The organism is Bacillus sp. MD-5 (assembly GCF_002201875.1).
Lineage (GTDB): Bacteria > Bacillota > Bacilli > Bacillales > Bacillaceae > Bacillus > Bacillus stercoris.
On sequence record NZ_CP021911.1, the window covers coordinates 820129 to 840054 of the forward strand.

A 19926-nucleotide genomic window follows, 5' to 3' on the forward strand; every position below is an offset into this window, starting at 1 on the left:
GCGGCTTCAGGCCGTCTGTTTTACAAAGCGGTATGCTTGCTTTTTTAAAGGGAGCATGATACATTTTAAATCGTAATAATTTCGATTTGATGAGGAGGCTATGTGACTTGGCTAAAAAATCAAAAGTGGCAAAAGAGTTAAAACGACAACAGCTTGTTGAACAATACGCTGATATCAGACGCGAGTTGAAGGAAAAAGGAGATTACGAGGCACTCAGCAAGCTGCCAAAAGATTCAGCGCCGGGAAGGCTCCACAATCGCTGCATGGTAACGGGGCGCCCGAGAGGATATATGAGAAAGTTTAAAATGTCCAGAATCGCTTTTAGGGAGCTGGCCCATAAAGGCCAGATTCCCGGTGTGAAAAAAGCAAGCTGGTAAGAAAAAACTCCGGCCGATTACAGTGCGCCGGAGTTTTTTTCGTTTTTCTTGAAAGAGATGACGTAGGAAAGGTGCTGGATGATCATGATGACAAACACAATAATAATAGGGAAAAACGGCATGCGCGATTGAAAAAGCGGATAAAAAATGAGAAGCACCGCAGCGGCAGGCAGCGAGAAGTAGACAGCGATATATGAAGCGCGGCATGCTTTTGCCGTCATCATCTGCTCTCTTTCATCCTGCTCTTCAAATTCATCAGGCAGAAGAAGCTGCTTTCTGGCAGGGCGGCTTTTTTTCTGTAAGTACAAATAAACCGCAGTCGCCGCAATAAACAGAACAAAGGGGGTGAGGTTTATTTCAAACACCGTCCCGCCGCTCTTTGTGCGGAAAAAAGATGCTATGCCTTCCGAGGCTTCAAAGTATGAAATCAGCGTCCAGCATGCAAGGCCAAATAACACCAGTTGAAAAGCTGCTTTTGTTTTCATGCTCATCTTAGTTTTCCTCCTCTAACCAAAAGACATCCTCCATTTTCATGGAGAAGGCTTTGCAGATTTTCAATGCTAACAGCAGTGAGGGAACATAATCGCCTTTTTCAATGGCTGCCACAGTCTGTCTTGTGACGCCGACCGTTTCTCCGAGTTTTTCCTGAGAATAGCCGAAGCGTGCCCTCAGCTCTTTTACTTTATTTTTCATCATGACGTCTGTCCCCTTCACTTTCTTGTTTCATTATATTGTATAGTATACTTAACATTATGTAAATGTTACTTAACAACTTTACAAAAAGATAACTTTTTTTCGACAAAATTTTTATATTCCCTTGACGAAAAATAAATAAACCTGTAATATAAGAACAGTCAAAGCGGTACTGTTACTGACATTCACAAATGCGGGTGTAGTTTAGTGGTAAAACCTCAGCCTTCCAAGCTGATGTCGTGAGTTCGATTCTCATCACCCGCTCCATACATACGTTATTAACGCAGTGTTTCGTTTCTCAGATAAACGAAGTATTGCGTTTTTTTATGTAAAAAAGAACACGTTATTCGTGTTCTTTTACGTAAGCCAATGTACTGTATGGGTGCCGCCGTGAATTTGTTCAAACATTTTCGTTAATGATGATAAGAGTTTAACAGCGCTGCTTTTCTCAATGGATGGCGGGAAAAAAATGATTTGCAGCATATTTTTGGTCTCGTTTGAAACGGGATGTTGATTGAAGCTGTTTTTAAAATCGCCAAAAATGCCATTTTCATCAGAGAAAAGCAGGATGTTTTCTTTTTCTCCCAATGAGATCCGGACAGACTCATGAAGCTTTCCGGCATCATAAATCATAATGGGCAGAGAATATTTTAATGCGAAAAAATCGATTGTGTCATGGGCCGAGTCCTTACTTTCCATGAATTGTTCTTTTGATATCGGGATCAGCATGTCCTCCATTGGGGTTGTTTCTCCCTCAAATGAAGGGTTAAGCTGTTTAAAGAGTTCCCGCCATTCCTTGACGAAGGGTTCATCAGGTATACCGCCGTCTGCATAGTCGAAAAACAGGGACTCCTGGAATAGGCGGAGTCTGCCTTTCAGCATTTGCGGTGAGGAGCCGACTTCGATATTCTCATAAATGACAGCTGCTGCATGTAAGCCAGCCGCACGTTCAGTAATAACAGAATCAAGTTTGATATTCACTAGCATTCACTCCAGTTACGTGATATCAACCTATTATAAACGCTGTATCGTTTTATCACAAAGAAAGGAGGCTGTGCAAAACATGAACGTTTATCAGCTCAAAGAAGAATTAATTGAATACGCGAAAAGCATTGGCGTGGACAAGATTGGTTTTACGACCGCTGATACTTTTGACAGTTTAAAAGACCGTTTGATTCTTCAAGAATCACTCGGCTATCTCTCCGGCTTTGAAGAGCCGGATATCGAGAAAAGGGTGACGCCGAAGCTTCTGTTGCCGAAAGCGAAATCAATAGTGGCGATTGCTCTCGCATATCCTTCCAGAATGAAGGATGCGCCAAGAAGCACGAGAACTGAGCGCAGGGGCATTTTTTGCAGAGCCTCCTGGGGCAAAGACTATCATGATGTGTTGAGGGAAAAGCTCGATCTGCTGGAGGAATTTCTAAAAAGCAAGCATGAGGATATCAGAACGAAGTCAATGGTTGATACAGGTGAATTGTCTGATCGCGCCGTTGCAGAACGTGCCGGCATCGGATTCAGTGCGAAAAACTGTATGATCACAACGCCAGAGTATGGCTCTTATGTGTATTTGGCGGAAATGATCACAAATATCCCTTTTGAGCCTGATGTGCCGATTGAAGATATGTGCGGCTCCTGCACGAAATGTTTGGACGCCTGTCCGACGGGAGCACTGGTTAATCCCGGGCAGCTTAATGCGCAGCGCTGCATCTCTTTTCTGACCCAGACAAAAGGATTTTTGCCTGATGAATTCCGGACAAAGATCGGAAACCGCCTGTATGGGTGCGATACGTGCCAAACGGTATGTCCTCTCAATAAAGGGAAGGACTTTCATCTTCATCCGGAAATGGAGCCTGATCCTGAGATTGCCAAACCGTTATTGAAGCCGCTCTTGACCATCAGCAATCGGGAATTTAAGGAGAAATTCGGACATGTCTCAGGTTCTTGGCGCGGGAAAAAACCGATTCAGCGAAACGCCATTCTCGCGCTTGCGCATTTTAAGGATACCTCCGCACTGCCTGAATTGGCGGATCTGATGCACAAGGACCCGCGTCCTGTCATCAGGGGGACAGCCGCATGGGCAATCGGTAAAATCGGAGACACCGTATACATGGAAGAGCTTGAAAAAGCGCTGGAAAAAGAGAAGGATGAAGAGGCAAAGCTGGAAATTGAAAAAGGAATTGAGTTGCTAAAAGCTTCAGGCATGACTAAACAAGGCCTGTCCTGACATACGTATAGAGCAGAAGGAAAAAACACTTGAGATCATCCAAGTGTTTTTTCTCTATAAAAAAGTATGGCGGGTGGGGTGAGCTTGAAGCACATTTTAGAACAATTAGCGGAGGAGCGGCTGGGCTTTCTGGTTAACGGGCATGATATGAGACAGGAGTCTCAAGTCGGAGACCTTAAAGTCATGGAGCGTAAGAAAAAGCTTCTGGAAAAACGTAAAGTTGACATCATAAAAGCGAAAGCAAAGGCCGTGATTAATCATGTGCAGGTTGAGGATGACGGAACGACCTGCCTTACGTATACCATCCATTACGAATACGTGTGTAAGGAACAGGACGACAGCTTGTATATGGAGGAGCACATAGAGGAGCGAATGGCTTTCCTGTATGATCACATTTTGATTAGTGATCAGGAAGTTGCGAAAAAGCCGGCTGGATTTCATGAAGGGACCAGTATTATTGACTATTCTGAAGAGGAAAGAGAAGCGTTTGGCAGGGCTTTTCAATACGATCGTCTCGGCGCTGTGCAATATGCCGAGAAATTTTGGAACAAGCGCAATCCTGCTTATAAAAATTTCAGCGATAACTGTACCAATTTTATTTCTCAGTGTCTTCATGCGGGAGGCGCGCCAATGCGCGGCCATCCGAACAGAGGATCAGGCTGGTGGATGAAACAAAGCTCATGGAGCTACAGCTGGACGGTGGCTCATTCGATGAAAATGTATTTGTCTAATTCAAAGGCCGGACTGCGTGCGGTGCGGGTGAAATCAGCGGAAGAGCTGGTGCCGGGCGATGTGATTTGCTATGACTTCGAAGGAGACGGCCGGTTTAATCATACAACGATTGTCGTGGCAAAGGACAAAGGCAATATGCCGCTTGTTAACGCCCAGACCTATGACAGCCGGATGAGGTATTGGTCATATGAGGATTCAACGGCATACACGCCGTCGATACGATATGCTTTTTTTCATATCGTTGATGATACGACAAAAGAGTAATTAATGTTATAATGATGGGCGGATAAGAAAAACAGAGGTGAACATTGTGGCATTACATGTCGTTTTATATCAACCAGAAATTCCCGCTAACACAGGGAATATTGCGCGTACTTGTGCAGCAACTAATACTACGCTCCACCTGATTCGTCCGCTCGGCTTTTCAACGGATGATAAAATGCTGAAGCGTGCCGGACTCGATTATTGGGAGTTTGTTAATGTTGTGTATCATGATTCGTTAGAGGAATTGTTTGAGGCATATGAAAAAGGCCAATTTTTCTTTATTACGAAATTTGGCCAGCAGCCTCATACATCATTTGATTACACTGATCTTGACGAGGATTATTTCTTTGTGTTCGGAAGAGAAACAAGCGGTTTGCCAAAGGATTTAATTCAAAATAATATGGACCGCTGCCTGCGTCTTCCAATGACAGAGCACGTCAGATCGTTAAACCTGTCCAACACTGCCGCGATTCTCGTTTATGAAGCGCTGCGTCAGCAAAATTACCGTGATTTAAAATAGTGAAAAACCCGCTCATCGCTGATGGGCGGTTTTTTTGTGCCTGTTGAAATACTTTGTTTCGTTTTCGGGCTTAACAACGTAACAGTGTTATGTTACAATGTACCTATCAAAGGAGCTGGACTTATGGAGGAACAATTAATCTCTAAAAAAGAATTACTTGAAAGAACATCGATTTCATACGGTCAGCTGTATCGATGGAAGCGAAAAAATTTAATACCCGAGGAATGGTTTATTCGCAAATCCACTTTCACAGGGCAGGAGACGTTTTTTCCGAGGGAGGATATTTTAAAACGTATCTCAATGATTCAAAAAATGAAGGAAAACTTGTCTCTGGATGAAATGAGGGAAATGCTGTCACCGAAGATGAAGGATGTCAGCATGACCGCTGATGAATTGCTGCGTAAAGGTTTGATCTCAAAGCCTGCACTTGAAGTCTATTCAGAAGACGGAAGTAGTCCGGTTTTTTCATCCCGCGACTTGCTGTCGCTGTATGTGCTTGAAGGACTGCTGCAGTCTGGAAATGTCAGCTTGGCAGAAGCAAAAATGGCTGTAGAGGTATTAAAGAAACATGATTCTGAAAAGATTGAAAAACAGACGGAACTGATTGTGCTGCGCAAGCTCGGTGTTACAACTTGTTTTATAGCGGCTGCGGCAGACAGCATTTTGTTTGAATCATCCGTCAAGGTTGTGGAACGGGTAGATTTATTAAAAGCTTCAGAGGAATTAAAAACAACATATATGCAGGAGGGCCAACAATGGATGTAGTGGAAAAGTTGGTGATAAATGGATCGGGAAGTTCAAAGGGAGGAACGTTTCAATCAGTTGAGATTAACGGAAGCGGAACAGTGGCTGGAGACGTGGAGTGTGACACTTTTTCTTTTAATGGAACGGGAAAAGCTGACGGCAGCGTCAAAGCGAAAGCGGTAACCATCAGCGGTTCTGGAAAGATACATGGAGACGTTGAAGCTGAATCTATTCGGATTAATGGAACTGGTTTTATTCAAGGAGAGGCAACAGCTAAACAATTAAAAATCGCTGGATCATCAACATTTGGCGGGACTGTCAAGGCTGATGAGATTGACATTAGCGGAAAAACCGTCATGGAAGCGGATTGCGAAACGGAAACCTTTCAATCAGAAGGGAAATGCAAAATCAGCGGTCTTTTAAATGCAGACCAAGTGACCATTAAGCTTTGTTCCGGGGAAAGCGATGTACGGGAGATCGGCTGCCGCCATCTTCAAGTGACCTGCAGAAAAGGAATGCTGACATTACTCAGATTGATGCCGCAGCCTGTTCTAACGGCAGAGCTGATCGAAGGTGACGTGATTGAATTGACAAATACAAAGGCGAAAACCGTGCGCGGAAATAAAGTGATAATCGGTCCGGATTGCCGGATTGAAACCGTCGAATACAGCGGTGACTATACTTGTGATCCAAGCGCATTGGTAGAAACATGCACGAAGGTGTGAGGAGGATCGTAATGGAGACAACAAAACTGGGAAATTTAAAATTATATGGCGCTGGCCATGCCGCCGGAGGCACGTATCACAATGTCGTCATCAAAGGTGAAGGTGTGGTCGGTGATGGGCTGTCTGCTGCGGGCTGCCGCATATTCGGAACAGGCTGCTTTCTCGGGACTGCAGAGACTGAGCGGCTGCGTGTGTTCGGAGAAAGTGAGTTTAAAGGCAATCTGACCGCGGGAAGAATCAATATTTTTGGCGCAATGAAAGTCAGCGGCTCACTTCAATTTGATCGCTTTAATTTGAAGGGCCTGACAGAGATTTCCGGGAGTATGACTGGAGAATCGTGCGATGTGAAAGGGAAGCTTAGCGTAAAAGGTGATTGTGAAACAGAAAGGTTCCATGGAACAGGCTGTGTTGATGTATCGGGGTTATTAAATGCAGGTGACATCAAGCTAGGATTGAGCCATGATATAAGCCATGTGCGCGAAATCGGCGGAACAACAATTACTGTGAAAAGACGCACGAGCTTTTTTAACCGGAAGAAAGTGAAACTGATCGCAGACGTCATAGAAGGAGATCAGGTTTATTTGGAGAATACCGATGCGGCAGTTGTCAGGGGAAAAGAAGTGATTATCGGGCCGGGATGCAGTATCGGAACAATTGAGTACGAAAACAGATACGAATGTGATCAACATTCACAGATTAAAGAAAAAACAAAACTGTAAAACATTGTTCTGTTATACAAAAAGGGTGCTCTTTCAGGAGCACCCTTTTTTATTCTTTTCCAGGCTTGCTATCGTATCCTGCAGTAAAAATTGATACTAAAAAAGTGACAATGACCCCCATCATGATGATTGTTTTCACCGTCTCTCCCCCTCTTCAATTTTTCCGTGCTGTCCGAGTCTGGATGATTCTGTATTTTTCTTTATTATGAACGGTCGCAGTCGGCCTTGTCAACGATGTATAAGTATCTTTATTTTTAAGAAACCAAAGCATGTATCACGAGTTGGCGGCATAGATTGTAACAAAGTACCTTATTTGCATAGTGTATCAAACATGATAGAGGAGGTCCTTATGGATATATTAAAGAAAATTGAACAGTACAGAGAGGAAGAGCAGCGGCTGAAATGGGAAGGAACATTCGCCGATTATTTGGAGATTATTAAAGAAAATCCGATGGTCGCGCAATCTGCTCATTCTCGAGTTTTTAATATGATAAAAGACAGCGGGATAGAGGAGATTGACGGACGCAAGAAGTACAGTTTTTTTGACCGTGAGCTGTTTGGGCTTGAAGAATCTCTGGAACGTCTTGTGGAAGAGTATTTTCATCCGGCTGCCAAACGTCTAGATGTCAGAAAGCGGATTCTATTGTTGATGGGACCTGTGAGCGGCGGTAAATCCACGTTGGTCACGATGCTTAAAAAAGGTCTCGAAGCATACACGCTGACAGATAATGGCGCTGTATATGCGATTAAAGGCTGCCCGATGCACGAGGACCCTCTACATTTAATCCCCCACCATTTACGTGATGACTTTTACAGAGAATACGGTATTAGAATAGAGGGAAGTCTTTCTCCTTTAAATGTCATGAGGCTGGAGGAAGAGTACGGAGGAAGAATTGAGGATGTGAAGGTGGAGCGCATCTTCTTTTCAGAAGATAAACGTACGGGAATTGGAACATTCAGTCCATCTGACCCAAAATCTCAGGATATTGCCGATTTGACCGGGAGTATTGATTTCTCAACAATTGCCGAGTACGGTTCGGAATCAGATCCGCGCGCTTACCGGTTTGACGGAGAGCTGAATAAAGCGAACCGAGGGATGATGGAGTTTCAGGAGATGCTGAAATGTGATGAGAAATTTCTCTGGCATTTGCTTTCATTGACACAGGAAGGGAATTTTAAAGCGGGGCGGTTTGCGTTAATTTCTGCTGATGAGCTGATCGTGGCGCACACGAATGAAACGGAGTATCGCTCATTCATTTCTAATAAGAAGAATGAAGCCCTGCACTCGAGAATCATCGTGATGCCGGTTCCTTATAATTTAAAAGTGTCTGAGGAAGAGAGAATTTATGAAAAAATGATCGCAGAGAGCGATGTGTCGGATGTTCATATTGCCCCTCATACTTTGAAGGTCGCCGCGATGTTCTCAATCCTTACCCGGTTAAAAGAGCCAAAGCGGTCGGATATTGATCTGGTCAAGAAAATGAGATTGTATGATGGAGAAAGTGTGGAAGGATATAATTCCGTCGACGTTGAGGATATGAAAAAAGAATATAATGATGAAGGAATGAGCGGCATTGATCCGCGGTACGTGATCAACCGGATTTCTTCAACGATTATCAGAAAAAATATGGAGTCAATTAATTCTCTCGATGTCCTTCGTTCCTTAAAAGAAGGTCTTGATCAGCATCCATCAATATCAAGCGAGGACAGGGAGCGGTATTTGAATTTTATTTCTGCCGCCCGAAAGGAATATGACGACATTGCGAAAAAGGAAGTCCAAAAAGCGTTTGTGTATTCGTATGAAGAATCAGCAAAAACACTTATGGACAATTACCTCGATAACGTAGAGGCCTATTGCAATAAAAATAAGCTTCGTGATCCTTTGACAGGAGAAGAAATGAACCCTGACGAAAAGCTAATGAGATCCATCGAGGAGCAGATCGGCATTTCGGAAAACGCCAAAAAAGCGTTCCGCGAAGAAATTTTAATCCGCATCTCGGCCTATGCGAGAAAAGGCAAGCGGTTTGATTACAATTCCCATGAAAGACTGCGTGAAGCAATTCAGAAAAAGCTGTTTGCTGATCTGAAGGATGTCGTTAAAATTACGACTTCAACAAAAACGCCGGATGAGCAGCAGCTGAAAAAGGTAAATGAAGTCGTGGCCCGTTTAATTGATGAGCACGGCTACAACTCGACGAGCGCCAATGAGCTGCTGAAATATGTCGGCAGCCTGCTGAACCGATAAGCAACGTGACCCGTCCGAATAGGGCGGGTTATTTTGTCCCATTTTCTAAATAGTTTGTCAATTAAACGTGCTTTTGTGCATATGATGAATATAAATCTTTTCAAAAGACTTGTTTCATAATCTGGCACAAGCCGGAATACGTATGTATCACGACCACAAATGGTTAAGGAGGGGAATTCATGTCCCAAAATGACAGCGGCCATTTTTTGATTTCTGAGGAAAACTGGTCCCTCCATCGCAAAGGCTTCGATGACCAGCAGCGTCACCAGAAAAAGGTGCAGGAAGCGATCAAAAACAATCTTCCGGACCTCGTAACTGAGGAAAGCATTATTATGTCTAATGGAAAAGATGTAGTGAAAATCCCAATCCGTTCACTTGATGAGTATAAAATCCGTTACAACTATGATAAGAATAAACATGTAGGGCAAGGAGACGGCGACAGCCAGGTTGGTGATGTTGTGGCCCGGGATGGATCAGACAAAAAACAAGGACCAGGAAAAGGGCAGGGTGCCGGTGATCAGGCAGGCGAGGATTATTATGAAGCGGAAGTTTCATTAATGGATTTAGAAGAAGCGCTTTTTAAAGAATTAGAGCTTCCGAATCTCCAGCAAAAAGAGCGGGACAATATCATTCATACAGATATTGAGTTTAATGATATTCGTAAAACAGGGTTAACCGGTAACATTGATAAGAAAAGAACAATGATGTCAGCCTTTAAACGAAACGCAATGTCAGGAAATCCGTCGTTCTATCCAATTTATCCGGAGGACCTAAAGTATAAGACGTGGAATGACATCACAAAGCCTGAATCAAAAGCTGTCGTTTTAGCAATGATGGATACAAGCGGCAGTATGGGGGTTTGGGAAAAATACATGGCCAGAAGCTTCTTTTTCTGGATGACCCGTTTTTTGCGGACGAAATACGAGACTGTGGAAATTGAATTTATTGCCCATCATACAGAAGCAAGAGTTGTCTCGGAGGAGGATTTTTTCTCAAAGGGAGAAAGCGGCGGAACCATCTGTTCTTCCGTATATCGGAAGTCGCTTGAGCTTATTGATGAAAAGTACAATCCCGCTCGCTATAACATTTACCCGTTTCATTTTTCTGACGGTGACAACCTGACATCTGATAACGCGCGCTGTGTGAAATTGGTTAATGATATTATGAAGAAGGCCAATCTATTCTGCTACGGCGAGGTCAATCAGTACAACAGGCATTCAACGTTAATGTCTGCATATAAAAATGTGAAAGATGAGAAATTTAAGTACTATATTTTAAAACAGAAATCTGATGTTTTTCAGGCGCTGAAGAGCTTTTTCAGAAATGAAGAGTCTGGTGTAAGCCATCAATTTTCGTAATGAAAAGCCCATTTCAGGGCTTTTTTTTATTTAATAAAAGTAAGAAAACGCTTGCGAAAAAAATACGGGAGAAAAAGAAATTTTTCCTTTGACAAATCTTCTTTCATTTATTAATATTTTATCTTGTGAACTATTATTGAGGAATGAGGTGAAAAGGAGTTGACTGAATCAGAACGTGCTTTGCTCACTTTTGAACAGCTCTTCGATACGTCTCGGGCGATTTATAAAAAACAGAAGAAGATATTGGAGATTGTGCTTGAGCCTTTTGATATTACAGTCCTTCAATATTTGCTGATGTTTAAAATTCATCAAAGCGGAAGCACTCCGCTAAGCAAGCTGGCAATGTCGCTTGATCTTAAGCCTGCTTCTGTGACGCGGATGACAGATATTCTGTATAAGCGCCACTTGATGAATCGATATGACAGTCCGGATGACCGCCGTATCGTCATGATTCAGTTAACCGAAGAGGGGGAAGAACTGATAGAAAAAGCCGCTGTGCAATATGCAAAAATGGGTGCGGGCTTGTACCAAAAGCTTGATACCTCCCAGCTGCAGTATTTGCGCAAACTTGCCGGAAGCTTAACGAAGCTTGCTGAAGGCTGTTCAGAAAAAAGCGGTAATTAAAAACTTCTCACATATTTTCACCAGCTTTCCGCAAAATGATAGAGGATGAAACGAAAGGAGAAAACAAAATGAACAGAGGACGTTTAATTCTGACCAACATTATCGGTTTGATTGTTGTTCTTGCAATTATAGCTGGAGGTGCTTACTACTATTATCAAAGCACTAACTACGTAAAAACAGATGAAGCAAAAGTAGCCGGCGATATGGCTGCTATTACTGCTCCAGCAGCAGGTAAAGTATCTGACTGGGATCTGGACGAAGGAAAAACAGTGAAAAAAGGCGACACAGTTGCAAAAATCAAAGGTGAACAAACTGTTGACGTAAAATCCATTATGGATGGAACAATTGTGAAAAACGAAGTGAAAAACGGACAAACCGTACAAGCTGGTACAACAATTGCACAAACGATTGACATGGACAACCTATACATCACAGCAAATATTAAAGAAACAGATATTGCGGATATTGAAGTAGGAAATAGTGTAGACGTAGTAGTTGACGGAGACCCTGATACAACATTTGACGGTACTGTAGAAGAAATTGGATATGCGACTAACTCAACTTTTGATATGCTTCCTTCTACAAATTCAAGCGGAAACTACACAAAAGTAACACAAAAAATTCCAGTGAAAATTTCAATCAAAAACCCATCTGATAAGGTGCTTCCTGGTATGAATGCATCTGTTAAAATTTCTGAGTAAAACAGATCAGTCATCAAACCATGAAAGGAGGTTGTCTTAGATGGCTACAGGCAAAGAAAAAAATGCAAAAAGCCCTATGTCATTGCTGATTGTGCTAATGGCGGGTTTATTTTTGGCAATTCTCAACCAAACATTGCTTAACGTTGCAATGCCGCATTTAATGACTGAATTTGGCGTAAGTGCAACGACGATTCAGTGGCTGACAACAGGTTACATGCTTGTTAACGGCGTATTGATTCCGTTATCTGCCTTCCTGATTACACGGTTTGGCCAACGGAGTCTCTTTCTCGTCGCGATGTTCTGTTTTACGCTCGGTACGTTAGTCTGCGGTATCGCACCTAACTTCTCTACAATGCTGATCGGCCGTTTGATTCAGGCCGTGGGCGGAGGTATCTTGCAGCCGCTCGTTATGACAACCATTCTGTTAATTTTCCCGCCTGAAAGCAGGGGGAAAGGAATGGGGATTTTCGGGCTTGCGATGATGTTTGCTCCAGCGGTCGGCCCGACTCTTTCCGGGTGGATTATTGAGCATTATACATGGCGCATTATGTTTTACGGACTTGTGCCAATCGGCGCAATTGTTATCATTGTGGCTTTCTTCATCTTTAAAAATATGGTGGAGCCGCAAAAAATCAAACTCGATACTCTGGGAGCCATTCTCTCGATTGTCGGATTCGCCTCCTTATTATACGGAGTCAGTGAAGCCGGATCTGACGGCTGGACCGACCCGATTGTACTGTCTACAGTTATTATCGGCGTCATTGCAATTGTTGCTTTTGTTGTTCAGCAATTGCGCCATGATGATCCAATGCTTGATTTCAGAGTGTTTAAATATGACATTTTCTCACTTTCGAGTGTCATTAATATCATTATTACAGTGGCACTTTACACAGGTATGTTTCTTTTACCGATCTATCTGCAAAACCTGGTCGGCTTTACGGCACTTCAATCCGGTCTGCTTCTGCTTCCGGGTGCGATTGTCATGCTGATTATGTCACCGATCTCAGGTATTTTGTTCGATAAATTCGGACCGAGACCGCTTGCGATTATCGGGCTTCTTGTGACAGTGGTAACAACTTATCAATACACGCAATTGACAATTGATACACCATATACGCACATCATGCTGATCTATTCAATCCGTGCATTTGGTATGTCTCTCTTAATGATGCCAGTCATGACAGCCGGGATGAACCAGCTTCCTGCCCGTCTGAACAGCCACGGAACGGCGATGAGCAACACGCTTCGCCAAATCAGCGGATCAATCGGTACAAGTTTAATTACGACGATTTATACAAACCGGACGACATTCCATTATTCACAAATTGCAGATAAAACGAGCACGGCGGACCCGAACTTCCTCCATGCGTTCCAAAATGCAGTTTCGAATTTAATGGTGAATATGAATGTGTCTTATGATACAGCGAAAACGTATGTGTACTCACATATTTATAAACACGCGTCACTCGATTCCAATGTCATGGGGATAAATGATGCCTTTATGTGGGCAACCTTATTCTGTGTAGCAGGTTTGATTTTAAGTATCTTCCTGCGTGACGTCAGAAAAGATAAATTGCGTAAGAAGAAAAAAGAGGAGCTTTCATTACTTCCTGCTCCTAAAGAAGCTAAGGAATCTTAATCTGTACAGGGAGGTTTCCTGAATGAAAATTTATGTAGTGTATGATAGTGAAGGCGAACATACTAAAGTGCTTGCAGAAGCGATTGCTGACGGCGCGAGAGAAAACGACGCGGCTGAAGTGTTCATCGACCATGTAGATCAGGCGGATATCCGCAAGCTTAAAGATATGGATGCGATTATTTGGGGATGCCCTGGGCATTTCGGAACAATCAGCTCCGGTCTTAAAGCTTGGATCGACAGACTTGGCTACTTGTGGGCTGAAGGCGAACTGATTAACAAAGTCGGTGCTGTTTTCTGCACAACGGCAACAACACACGGCGGCTTGGAAATGACAATGCACAATTTAATCACGCCGATGTTCCACCAAGGAATGATCGTTGTCGGACTGCCTGGCAACGTGCCTGAAAACGCACTTTATGGCTCTTATTACGGAGCAGGTGTCACTTGTCCGGTAGACAGTGATGAGTTAATGTCTGAGGAAGGTATTCAGCTTGGACGCGCGTTGGGAAGACGTGTCAGCCAAGTTACAGGAAACCTAACAGCAGGACAGTAAGGAGAGGTTGAAATGGCCATTATTATAGCAATAATTGCTGCTGTCATTGTCATTGCGGCCCTTATTACATTTAACGTCCGCAACGCCTCACCTGGACCTGAGAAGCAAGAAGCAACTGATAGAATCGCACCTCCAGAAGAGGAAAAAAACGAAGCGCAATACCCTGCTGAAGCAAGGGCTGCCGAGCATACGCCATCTGTTGTCGAAAATGATTCTCAAAAAGAGAAACGTAACACAATGGGTGATGATATTTACAGGCAGGCGCTGCAAAAGTTTAAGCATTCTGACGAAGATCAGGCAGAAGAAGAGGTCACTGAGGAAAGTGACAAAATGCAGGACCGCAGCTATCGTGATGCGCTGCTCTCTATGAAAAACAAGAAAAAATAATGAAAAAGGCAAATCCGTTTACTCATGGCGGGTTTGCCTTTTTTGCTGTTTACATCAATTATGTTTTTTATCAAATAAATCCATGGAATATGTTGTATTCCATCTTGATCTAGTGTACTATGTTACTCATACACCGAGGATTTTTTCCGGGAGGTAAAGACATGAATTCTTTTTTAGGTTTATTAAAGAAAGATATCAAGCTTTCAAGAATGTGGCTGCTATTATGGATATGTGGAATCATTTTCTTATTGGGAACAGGCCATATTATAGCTTCTCGCACGAAAGAACCTCTAGTCGTTTTTGGGTTTTTTGTTGCAGTTGCTTTTTTTCTGCTTTTCTTATCTCCTGTTTTTGTGTTTTATCACCTTCGTAAGGAAGGGAAATCACAGCTTTGGCTGTACAATCCAAATGGCGGCTTATGGCTGTTTTCTTCTAAATTGGCAGCATCTTTGCTCTATCAATTTGTGATTCAGTTGGCATTAACAGCCTATGGGATATGGATGTATCATATGCTCTCTGTAAAAAATCTGCTGGAGCATCAAGTTGATATAACGAGTACAGTGGCTTTGCTGAATATGTATGGGCTTATTTCTTCGTTAGATATGTCAGTAACAGTCATCGTGTTTTGGACTGTTTTTCACGCTCTCAGGAATTGGCGCGGAATGCGATGGGCTGCGATGGTTCTGTTGGTCGCAGTGTGGTTATTCTTCGATGAATACATCATAAGCCCTTTGGTTGAATCTCAAAAGCATTTCTGGCCGGTAACAGTCTATTGCAATTTTGATTTCCACTTCCATAACGTTTGGAGATTGGAATTAAAACCTATCCATCTGTCTGTGCTAGGGTTTCCTATTACCTTAGTCATCACGTTCTTGCTGCTCATCATGGCTTCAAAACTGCTTGATCGTAAAGTAGAGGTGTAAATATGGATAATCAATTTCAATCCTCGAAACCGATTTATCTGCAGATCGCTGATCAGATCTTTTATAGGCTGGTCAGGAAGGAGCTGCTCCCAGGAGACAAGCTTCCTTCAGTAAGAGAAATGGCGATTCAAACTAAGGTAAATCCCAATACAATTCAAAGAACTTACAGTGAAATGGAAAGGCTGGGTATTGTGGAGACAAGAAGAGGTCAAGGGACGTTTATTGCGGAAAAAGCTGAAATCGTAGACGAGTTGAAAGAAAGGCTGACACGAGAAGTCCTGGAAGGCTTTGTCAAGCAAATGAAAGAGCTGGGGCTCACGAAAGAGGAAATGGTAGAGGGGATTAAAACATTCACAGAGGGAGGCTAAAATGGAAATCAAGCTAGAACACGTATCAAAAAAATACGGCCGCCATACGGCCGTCAATGATGTGTCATTTACCCTATCATCTGGACGGATTTATGGTCTGATCGGACCGAACGGCAGCGGCAAGTCAACGACCCTGAAAATGATGGCTGGCCTTTTGTTTCCGACTTCAGGGTTTGTAAAAGTAGATGGAAAACAAGCTACGAGAGATATGGTGCGTCAAACGGCTTATCTTACTGAGCTTGATATGTTTTATCCGGATTTCACTGTCAAAGATATGGTGAATTTTTATCAGTCGCAGTTTCCTGATTTTCAAACAGAACAAGCTTATAGACTATTGAATGAGATGCAGCTGGATCCGGAAAAAAAGATCAAAAAGCTATCAAAAGGAAATCGGGGCAGGCTGAAAATCGTTCTTGCTTTAGCGAGACAGGCAGACGTCATCTTGCTTGATGAACCTTTTTCGGGGCTTGATCCGATGGTGAGGGACTCCATCGTAAACAGCCTTGTGTCGTACATTGATTTTGAGCAGCAGATTGTCGTGATCGCGACACATGAAATTGATGAAATTGAGACGTTGTTAGACGAAGTCATCATACTCGCAAATGGAGAAAAAGTGGCGCAGCGCGAAGTAGAAGATATTCGTGAACAGGAAGGCATGTCTGTTTTGCAATGGTTTAAATCAAAAATGGAAGTTTGCTAGAAAGAGGAGGAATATGATGAAAACAGTGTTGGAATTGAGAAATGTGACAAAAAACATCAGAGGCCGAACGATCATTGATGATCTCAGTTTTACGATTCGTGAAGGTGAAGTATTCGGTTTTTTGGGACCAAACGGAGCTGGGAAAACGACAACCATCCGGATGATGGTAGGCTTAATGAAGCTGTCGAAAGGTGATGTCCTCATTTGCGGTCAATCCATTACGAAAGAATATGCCAAGGCGATTAAGCATATTGGAGCGATCGTAGAGAATCCAGAGCTGTATAAATTTTTAAGCGGATATAAAAATCTCCAGCAATACGCAAGGATGGTCAAGGGTGTTACGAAGGAAAAAATTGATGAAGTTGTTGAGCTGGTTGGTTTAACAGACAGAATCCACGACAAGGTGAAAACATATTCTCTAGGAATGAGACAGCGTCTTGGCTTGGCACAATGCCTTCTGCATGATCCGAAAGTGCTGATCTTGGATGAACCGACAAATGGACTTGATCCGGCGGGAATCAGGGAAATCAGAGATCATTTAAAGAAGCTGACCCGAGAAAGAGGAATGGCTGTCATCGTTTCAAGCCACCTGCTGTCAGAGATGGAACTGATGTGTGATCGCATTGCGATTCTGCAAAAAGGAAAGCTGATCGATATTCAAAATGTAAAAGATGAAAACATTGATGAGAACGATACATATTTCTTCCAGGTTGAGCAGCCGAATGAAGCAGCTTCCGTGCTAAAACAGTACGATTTAGTGAGTAAGACAAATGGTGTAGAACTCAAACTTGCTAAAGACGAAGTCCCTGCGGTTATTGAATTGCTGGTGATGCAGCAAATCCGCATTTACGAGGTCAAGATTATAACAAAATCATTAGAGGACCGTTTCTTAGAAATGACAGGTGAAACAAAAGAGGAGGTTCAGCATGCTTAATTTGATTTATAATGAGTGGATCAAAATTTTCAGCCGTGCCGGAACATGGGTGATGATCGGAATTCTGGGGCTAACAATGGTTGGATTTGCATTTTTGGCGAATCATTTTTCTGCCGGTGAAGCAAATTCTCATTGGAAACAAGAACTTCAAGCACAAAACGCCGAATTAAAGAAAGAAATCAAAGACGATCCTTCACTGAAAGATGGATATAAAGAAATAATCACACTCAACAACTATCGCATTGAACATAACATCCCAAATGACACGGGCTATACGGTATGGTCTTATGTAACGGATTCAGCAGGTTTTACCATCCTTACCGGACTGTTTACCATTATTATCGCAGCCGGAATTGTCGCGAACGAATTTAATTGGGGAACCATTAAGCTGTTAATGATCCGCCCGCTCAGCCGTTTTCAAATTTTGATGTCAAAATATATTACAGTTCTCCTATTTGGGTTCCTATTGCTGTTGATTTTATTTATCGGTTCTACTTTGTTAGGGTTGATTTTCTTCGGGACGGGTGGTGAAACCGCTGCGAATATTCATTTAATCTATAAGGATGGCCATGTTATTGAGCAAAACATGATGAGTCATTTGGCCACAACGTATCTTTCTGAATCCGTCTCGGCCTTAATGGTGGCGACGATGGCGTTTATGCTGTCTGCAGTATTCAGAAACAGCTCTCTTGCAGTAGGGTTTTCCATCTTTTTATTGGTTGCCGGTACGACAGCCACTGCCTTTATTGCAGCGAAATTTGACTGGGCAAAGTATATATTGTTTGCTAATGTCGATTTAACTCAGTATGTGGATGGCACACCGTTAATAGAAGGGATGACAATGACGTTTTCTATCGTCATGCTTGCGATTTACTTTATCATTTTCCTGCTGCTTGCTTTTGGAATCTTCATGAAACGGGATATTGCAAACTAATGAAAAAGCTGTTTTGCATAAGCAAAACAGCTTTTTTGTCCAAAATAAAAACTGCAGGTTTGCACCTGCAGTTTTTCATATCAATTTATGCTTACGCTTCTTTAGTAACGTTAGCAGCTTGTGGTCCGCGGTTTCCTTCAACGATTTCAAAAGAAACAGCTTGGCCTTCTTCTAAAGTTTTGAAGCCTTCGCCTTGAATAGCAGAGAAATGAACGAATACATCGTCTTGACCTTCTACTTCGATGAATCCGAAACCTTTTTCAGAGTTGAACCATTTTACTTTACCTTCTAACATGAAATTTCCTCCTAAAGCGATCATAACGCTTAAATTCACTATTCTTGCTCTTAACAAACTTTCAAGACGAAAACTCTTACAAAACTTTCTTCTTAAAGATAGTTCGAACAAAAATAATTACCTTTACTCTACCAGTAATCTTCAGAAAAAACAACTGCTTATTGAAACTTTTTTGGGAAAATACCATATTTATTTTTCAATTTGATATTTATTTACGGAAATTCATCTGCTTTCTCGATATGTGATCATACGTTTGCCTTCGTATGCCTTCATTTGGGAAGATAATGTCAAAGGAATTGACAACCTGATTGGATATGAGTAAGGTAAAAGTTATCAATATTACAAATGACAACGTTTATCAACTAAGAGAGCGTATGATTTTTTTGTCTGATATTGCTTGCATGCTCTAATACATAGATAGGAGTATGGTCACAATGAAAAAGTGGCTTATATGCAGTTTCGTCCTTGTTCTTTTCGTTTCATTTACTGCATGTTCACCGTCTGCAGAACATGAATCGATAAAAATCGGGATTGCTGAGTCTGACGGGGCAATATGGAACTATATTGCCCAAAAGGCTGAAGAGGCAGGGCTGGATATTCAGCTGATCCCTTTTTCTGATTATGCTGAGTCTGATATCGCACTAGCTAACAAAGAAATTGATGCCAACGCCTTTCAAACCATTTCATATTTTCAGTCGTTCACTCAAAAACACAAACTTAAGCTTGCACCGCTCGGTACGACATACATAACGCCTATGGGCATTTATTCAAAACAATATGACCGAATTCAAGATATACCGCGGGGAGCTGTTGTTTCTGTTCCGGATAAAGCATTCGATTTTGGCAGGGCGCTTACTGTGCTTCAGGAGGCGGGATTGCTAACGTTGAAAAACGGATTTAACGGAACAGGTTCAGTTGATATGATTAAAGATAATCCGAGACACCTGAAATTGAAAGCTGTCCGGCAACAGGATGCAGTGAGCGGTGGGGATGTGTTTGTCATGAAACCATCTGAAGCAAAAAAAGCGGGGCTGAACCCGAAAAAGCATACCATAAAGAGCGGCGGTCTCATGTCGGGGGAAGAGATGAATTTGATTGTTGTCAGAGCGGAGGATCAAGATCGGGAAGCGCTGCAAACCATTCTTGAGCTTTATCAAGCTGATGATACAGCGGCATTTATAGAAAAAGAATATCAGGGAGATCTTGTCCCGGCTTTTCTGCCTTTGAAACGTCTTTCAGATTGGAAGAATGAATTCGAACATTGAAT

At 42.5% G+C, this 19926-nt stretch carries 24 protein-coding genes, 1 tRNA gene and 1 pseudogene; 22 read left to right on the forward strand and 4 right to left on the reverse strand.

The features are described from left to right. The first annotated feature begins 107 nt into the window (after positions 1 to 107). Complete coding sequence (gene rpsN, locus CDO84_RS03955) at positions 108 to 377, forward strand: 30S ribosomal protein S14 (RefSeq protein WP_040083649.1); 270 nt, start codon at positions 108 to 110, stop codon at positions 375 to 377. Positions 378 to 394: 17 nt separating this feature from the next. On the opposite strand, the gene CDO84_RS03960 is transcribed toward rpsN, so the two are convergent. Further along, complete coding sequence (locus CDO84_RS03960) at positions 395 to 868, reverse strand: hypothetical protein (RefSeq protein WP_040083648.1); 474 nt, start codon at positions 866 to 868, stop codon at positions 395 to 397. Position 869: 1 nt separating this feature from the next. After that, on the reverse strand, positions 870 to 1070 hold the full coding sequence (locus CDO84_RS03965; RefSeq protein WP_009966860.1) for a helix-turn-helix transcriptional regulator: 201 nt from the start codon (positions 1068 to 1070) through the stop codon (positions 870 to 872). A 193-nt stretch (positions 1071 to 1263) separates the two neighbouring features. On the opposite strand from CDO84_RS03965, the gene CDO84_RS03970 reads away from it, so the two are divergent. Further along, a tRNA-Gly gene (locus CDO84_RS03970) sits at positions 1264 to 1337 on the forward strand. Between the two features lie 90 nt (positions 1338 to 1427). Here CDO84_RS03970 and CDO84_RS03975 read toward each other — a convergent pair. Further along, positions 1428 to 2051, reverse strand: coding sequence for a B3/B4 domain-containing protein (locus CDO84_RS03975; protein ID WP_040083647.1), 624 nt, complete (start codon positions 2049 to 2051; stop codon positions 1428 to 1430). An 82-nt stretch (positions 2052 to 2133) separates the two neighbouring features. Here CDO84_RS03975 and queG point away from each other — a divergent pair, with 82 nt between their 5' ends. The 19 genes and pseudogenes from queG (at position 2134) to CDO84_RS04070 (ending at position 18364) form a co-directional block, all read left to right on the forward strand. Continuing rightward, positions 2134 to 3294 (forward strand): tRNA epoxyqueuosine(34) reductase QueG, encoded by a 1161-nt coding sequence (gene queG / locus CDO84_RS03980; protein WP_040083646.1) that lies wholly within the window; start codon positions 2134 to 2136, stop codon positions 3292 to 3294. Between the two features lie 66 nt (positions 3295 to 3360). Then, a complete protein-coding gene (locus CDO84_RS03985) occupies positions 3361 to 4290 on the forward strand; it encodes an amidase domain-containing protein (RefSeq protein ID WP_080478188.1) in 930 nt (309 codons plus the stop codon). A 37-nt stretch (positions 4291 to 4327) separates the two neighbouring features. Next, complete coding sequence (trmL, locus tag CDO84_RS03990) at positions 4328 to 4810, forward strand: tRNA (uridine(34)/cytosine(34)/5-carboxymethylaminomethyluridine(34)-2'-O)-methyltransferase TrmL (protein WP_003233442.1); 483 nt, start codon at positions 4328 to 4330, stop codon at positions 4808 to 4810. A gap of 123 nt (positions 4811 to 4933) precedes the next feature. Then, positions 4934 to 5575: a YhbD family protein gene (locus CDO84_RS03995; protein ID WP_040083644.1), complete on the forward strand. Its 642-nt coding sequence runs from the start codon at positions 4934 to 4936 to the stop codon at positions 5573 to 5575. Beyond that, positions 5566 to 6279 (forward strand): bactofilin family protein, encoded by a 714-nt coding sequence (locus CDO84_RS04000; RefSeq protein ID WP_014663303.1) that lies wholly within the window; start codon positions 5566 to 5568, stop codon positions 6277 to 6279. The genes CDO84_RS03995 and CDO84_RS04000 overlap by 10 nt, the downstream gene beginning before the upstream one ends. 11 nt (positions 6280 to 6290) lie before the next feature. After that, positions 6291 to 6998, forward strand: a complete 708-nt coding sequence (locus tag CDO84_RS04005; protein WP_040083643.1) for a hypothetical protein — start codon at positions 6291 to 6293, stop codon at positions 6996 to 6998. 349 nt (positions 6999 to 7347) lie between these two features. Then, positions 7348 to 9243 (forward strand): serine/threonine protein kinase PrkA, encoded by a 1896-nt coding sequence (prkA, locus tag CDO84_RS04010; protein WP_003224051.1) that lies wholly within the window; start codon positions 7348 to 7350, stop codon positions 9241 to 9243. A gap of 179 nt (positions 9244 to 9422) precedes the next feature. Continuing rightward, entirely contained in the window at positions 9423 to 10601 is a 1179-nt protein-coding gene (gene yhbH, locus CDO84_RS04015) for a sporulation protein YhbH (RefSeq protein ID WP_040083642.1), read from the forward strand. 159 nt (positions 10602 to 10760) lie between these two features. After that, entirely contained in the window at positions 10761 to 11225 is a 465-nt protein-coding gene (locus tag CDO84_RS04020) for a MarR family transcriptional regulator (RefSeq protein ID WP_040083640.1), read from the forward strand. A 35-nt stretch (positions 11226 to 11260) separates the two neighbouring features. Beyond that, a complete protein-coding gene (locus CDO84_RS04025) occupies positions 11261 to 11926 on the forward strand; it encodes a biotin/lipoyl-containing protein (protein WP_014476241.1) in 666 nt (221 codons plus the stop codon). A gap of 40 nt (positions 11927 to 11966) precedes the next feature. Further along, the gene (locus CDO84_RS04030; protein ID WP_014663306.1) at positions 11967 to 13565 is read left to right on the forward strand and encodes an MFS transporter; all 1599 of its coding nucleotides are present in this window, start codon (positions 11967 to 11969) and stop codon (positions 13563 to 13565) included. Positions 13566 to 13587: 22 nt separating this feature from the next. Further along, positions 13588 to 14118: an NAD(P)H-dependent oxidoreductase gene (locus CDO84_RS04035; protein WP_014663307.1), complete on the forward strand. Its 531-nt coding sequence runs from the start codon at positions 13588 to 13590 to the stop codon at positions 14116 to 14118. A 12-nt stretch (positions 14119 to 14130) separates the two neighbouring features. Continuing rightward, complete coding sequence (locus CDO84_RS04040; protein WP_040083637.1) at positions 14131 to 14505, forward strand: hypothetical protein; 375 nt, start codon at positions 14131 to 14133, stop codon at positions 14503 to 14505. Continuing rightward, a pseudogene (locus CDO84_RS04045) lies at positions 14505 to 14662 on the forward strand (hypothetical protein). Before CDO84_RS04040 ends, CDO84_RS04045 begins: the two are co-directional and overlap by 1 nt. Before the next feature lie 4 nt (positions 14663 to 14666). Continuing rightward, the gene (locus tag CDO84_RS04050; RefSeq protein ID WP_040083635.1) at positions 14667 to 15428 is read left to right on the forward strand and encodes a hypothetical protein; all 762 of its coding nucleotides are present in this window, start codon (positions 14667 to 14669) and stop codon (positions 15426 to 15428) included. Positions 15429 to 15430: 2 nt separating this feature from the next. After that, positions 15431 to 15796 carry a GntR family transcriptional regulator gene (locus tag CDO84_RS04055; protein WP_014663310.1) on the forward strand — a complete coding sequence of 122 codons (366 nt, stop codon included), beginning with the start codon at positions 15431 to 15433 and terminating at the stop codon, positions 15794 to 15796. A 1-nt stretch (position 15797) separates the two neighbouring features. Then, on the forward strand, positions 15798 to 16496 hold the full coding sequence (locus tag CDO84_RS04060; RefSeq protein WP_040083633.1) for an ABC transporter ATP-binding protein: 699 nt from the start codon (positions 15798 to 15800) through the stop codon (positions 16494 to 16496). A 16-nt stretch (positions 16497 to 16512) separates the two neighbouring features. Further along, complete coding sequence (locus tag CDO84_RS04065; RefSeq protein WP_014663312.1) at positions 16513 to 17430, forward strand: ABC transporter ATP-binding protein; 918 nt, start codon at positions 16513 to 16515, stop codon at positions 17428 to 17430. Continuing rightward, on the forward strand, positions 17423 to 18364 hold the full coding sequence (locus tag CDO84_RS04070) for an ABC transporter permease (protein WP_014663313.1): 942 nt from the start codon (positions 17423 to 17425) through the stop codon (positions 18362 to 18364). Before CDO84_RS04065 ends, CDO84_RS04070 begins: the two co-directional genes overlap by 8 nt. A gap of 91 nt (positions 18365 to 18455) precedes the next feature. On the opposite strand, the gene cspB is transcribed toward CDO84_RS04070, so the two are convergent. After that, a complete protein-coding gene (gene cspB, locus CDO84_RS04075) occupies positions 18456 to 18659 on the reverse strand; it encodes a cold shock-like protein CspB (RefSeq protein ID WP_003224086.1) in 204 nt (67 codons plus the stop codon). Positions 18660 to 19093: 434 nt separating this feature from the next. Between cspB and CDO84_RS04085 the strand changes: the two genes are divergently transcribed. Next, positions 19094 to 19924 carry a MetQ/NlpA family ABC transporter substrate-binding protein gene (locus CDO84_RS04085; RefSeq protein ID WP_040083632.1) on the forward strand — a complete coding sequence of 277 codons (831 nt, stop codon included), beginning with the start codon at positions 19094 to 19096 and terminating at the stop codon, positions 19922 to 19924. Positions 19925 to 19926 lie beyond the last annotated feature (2 nt).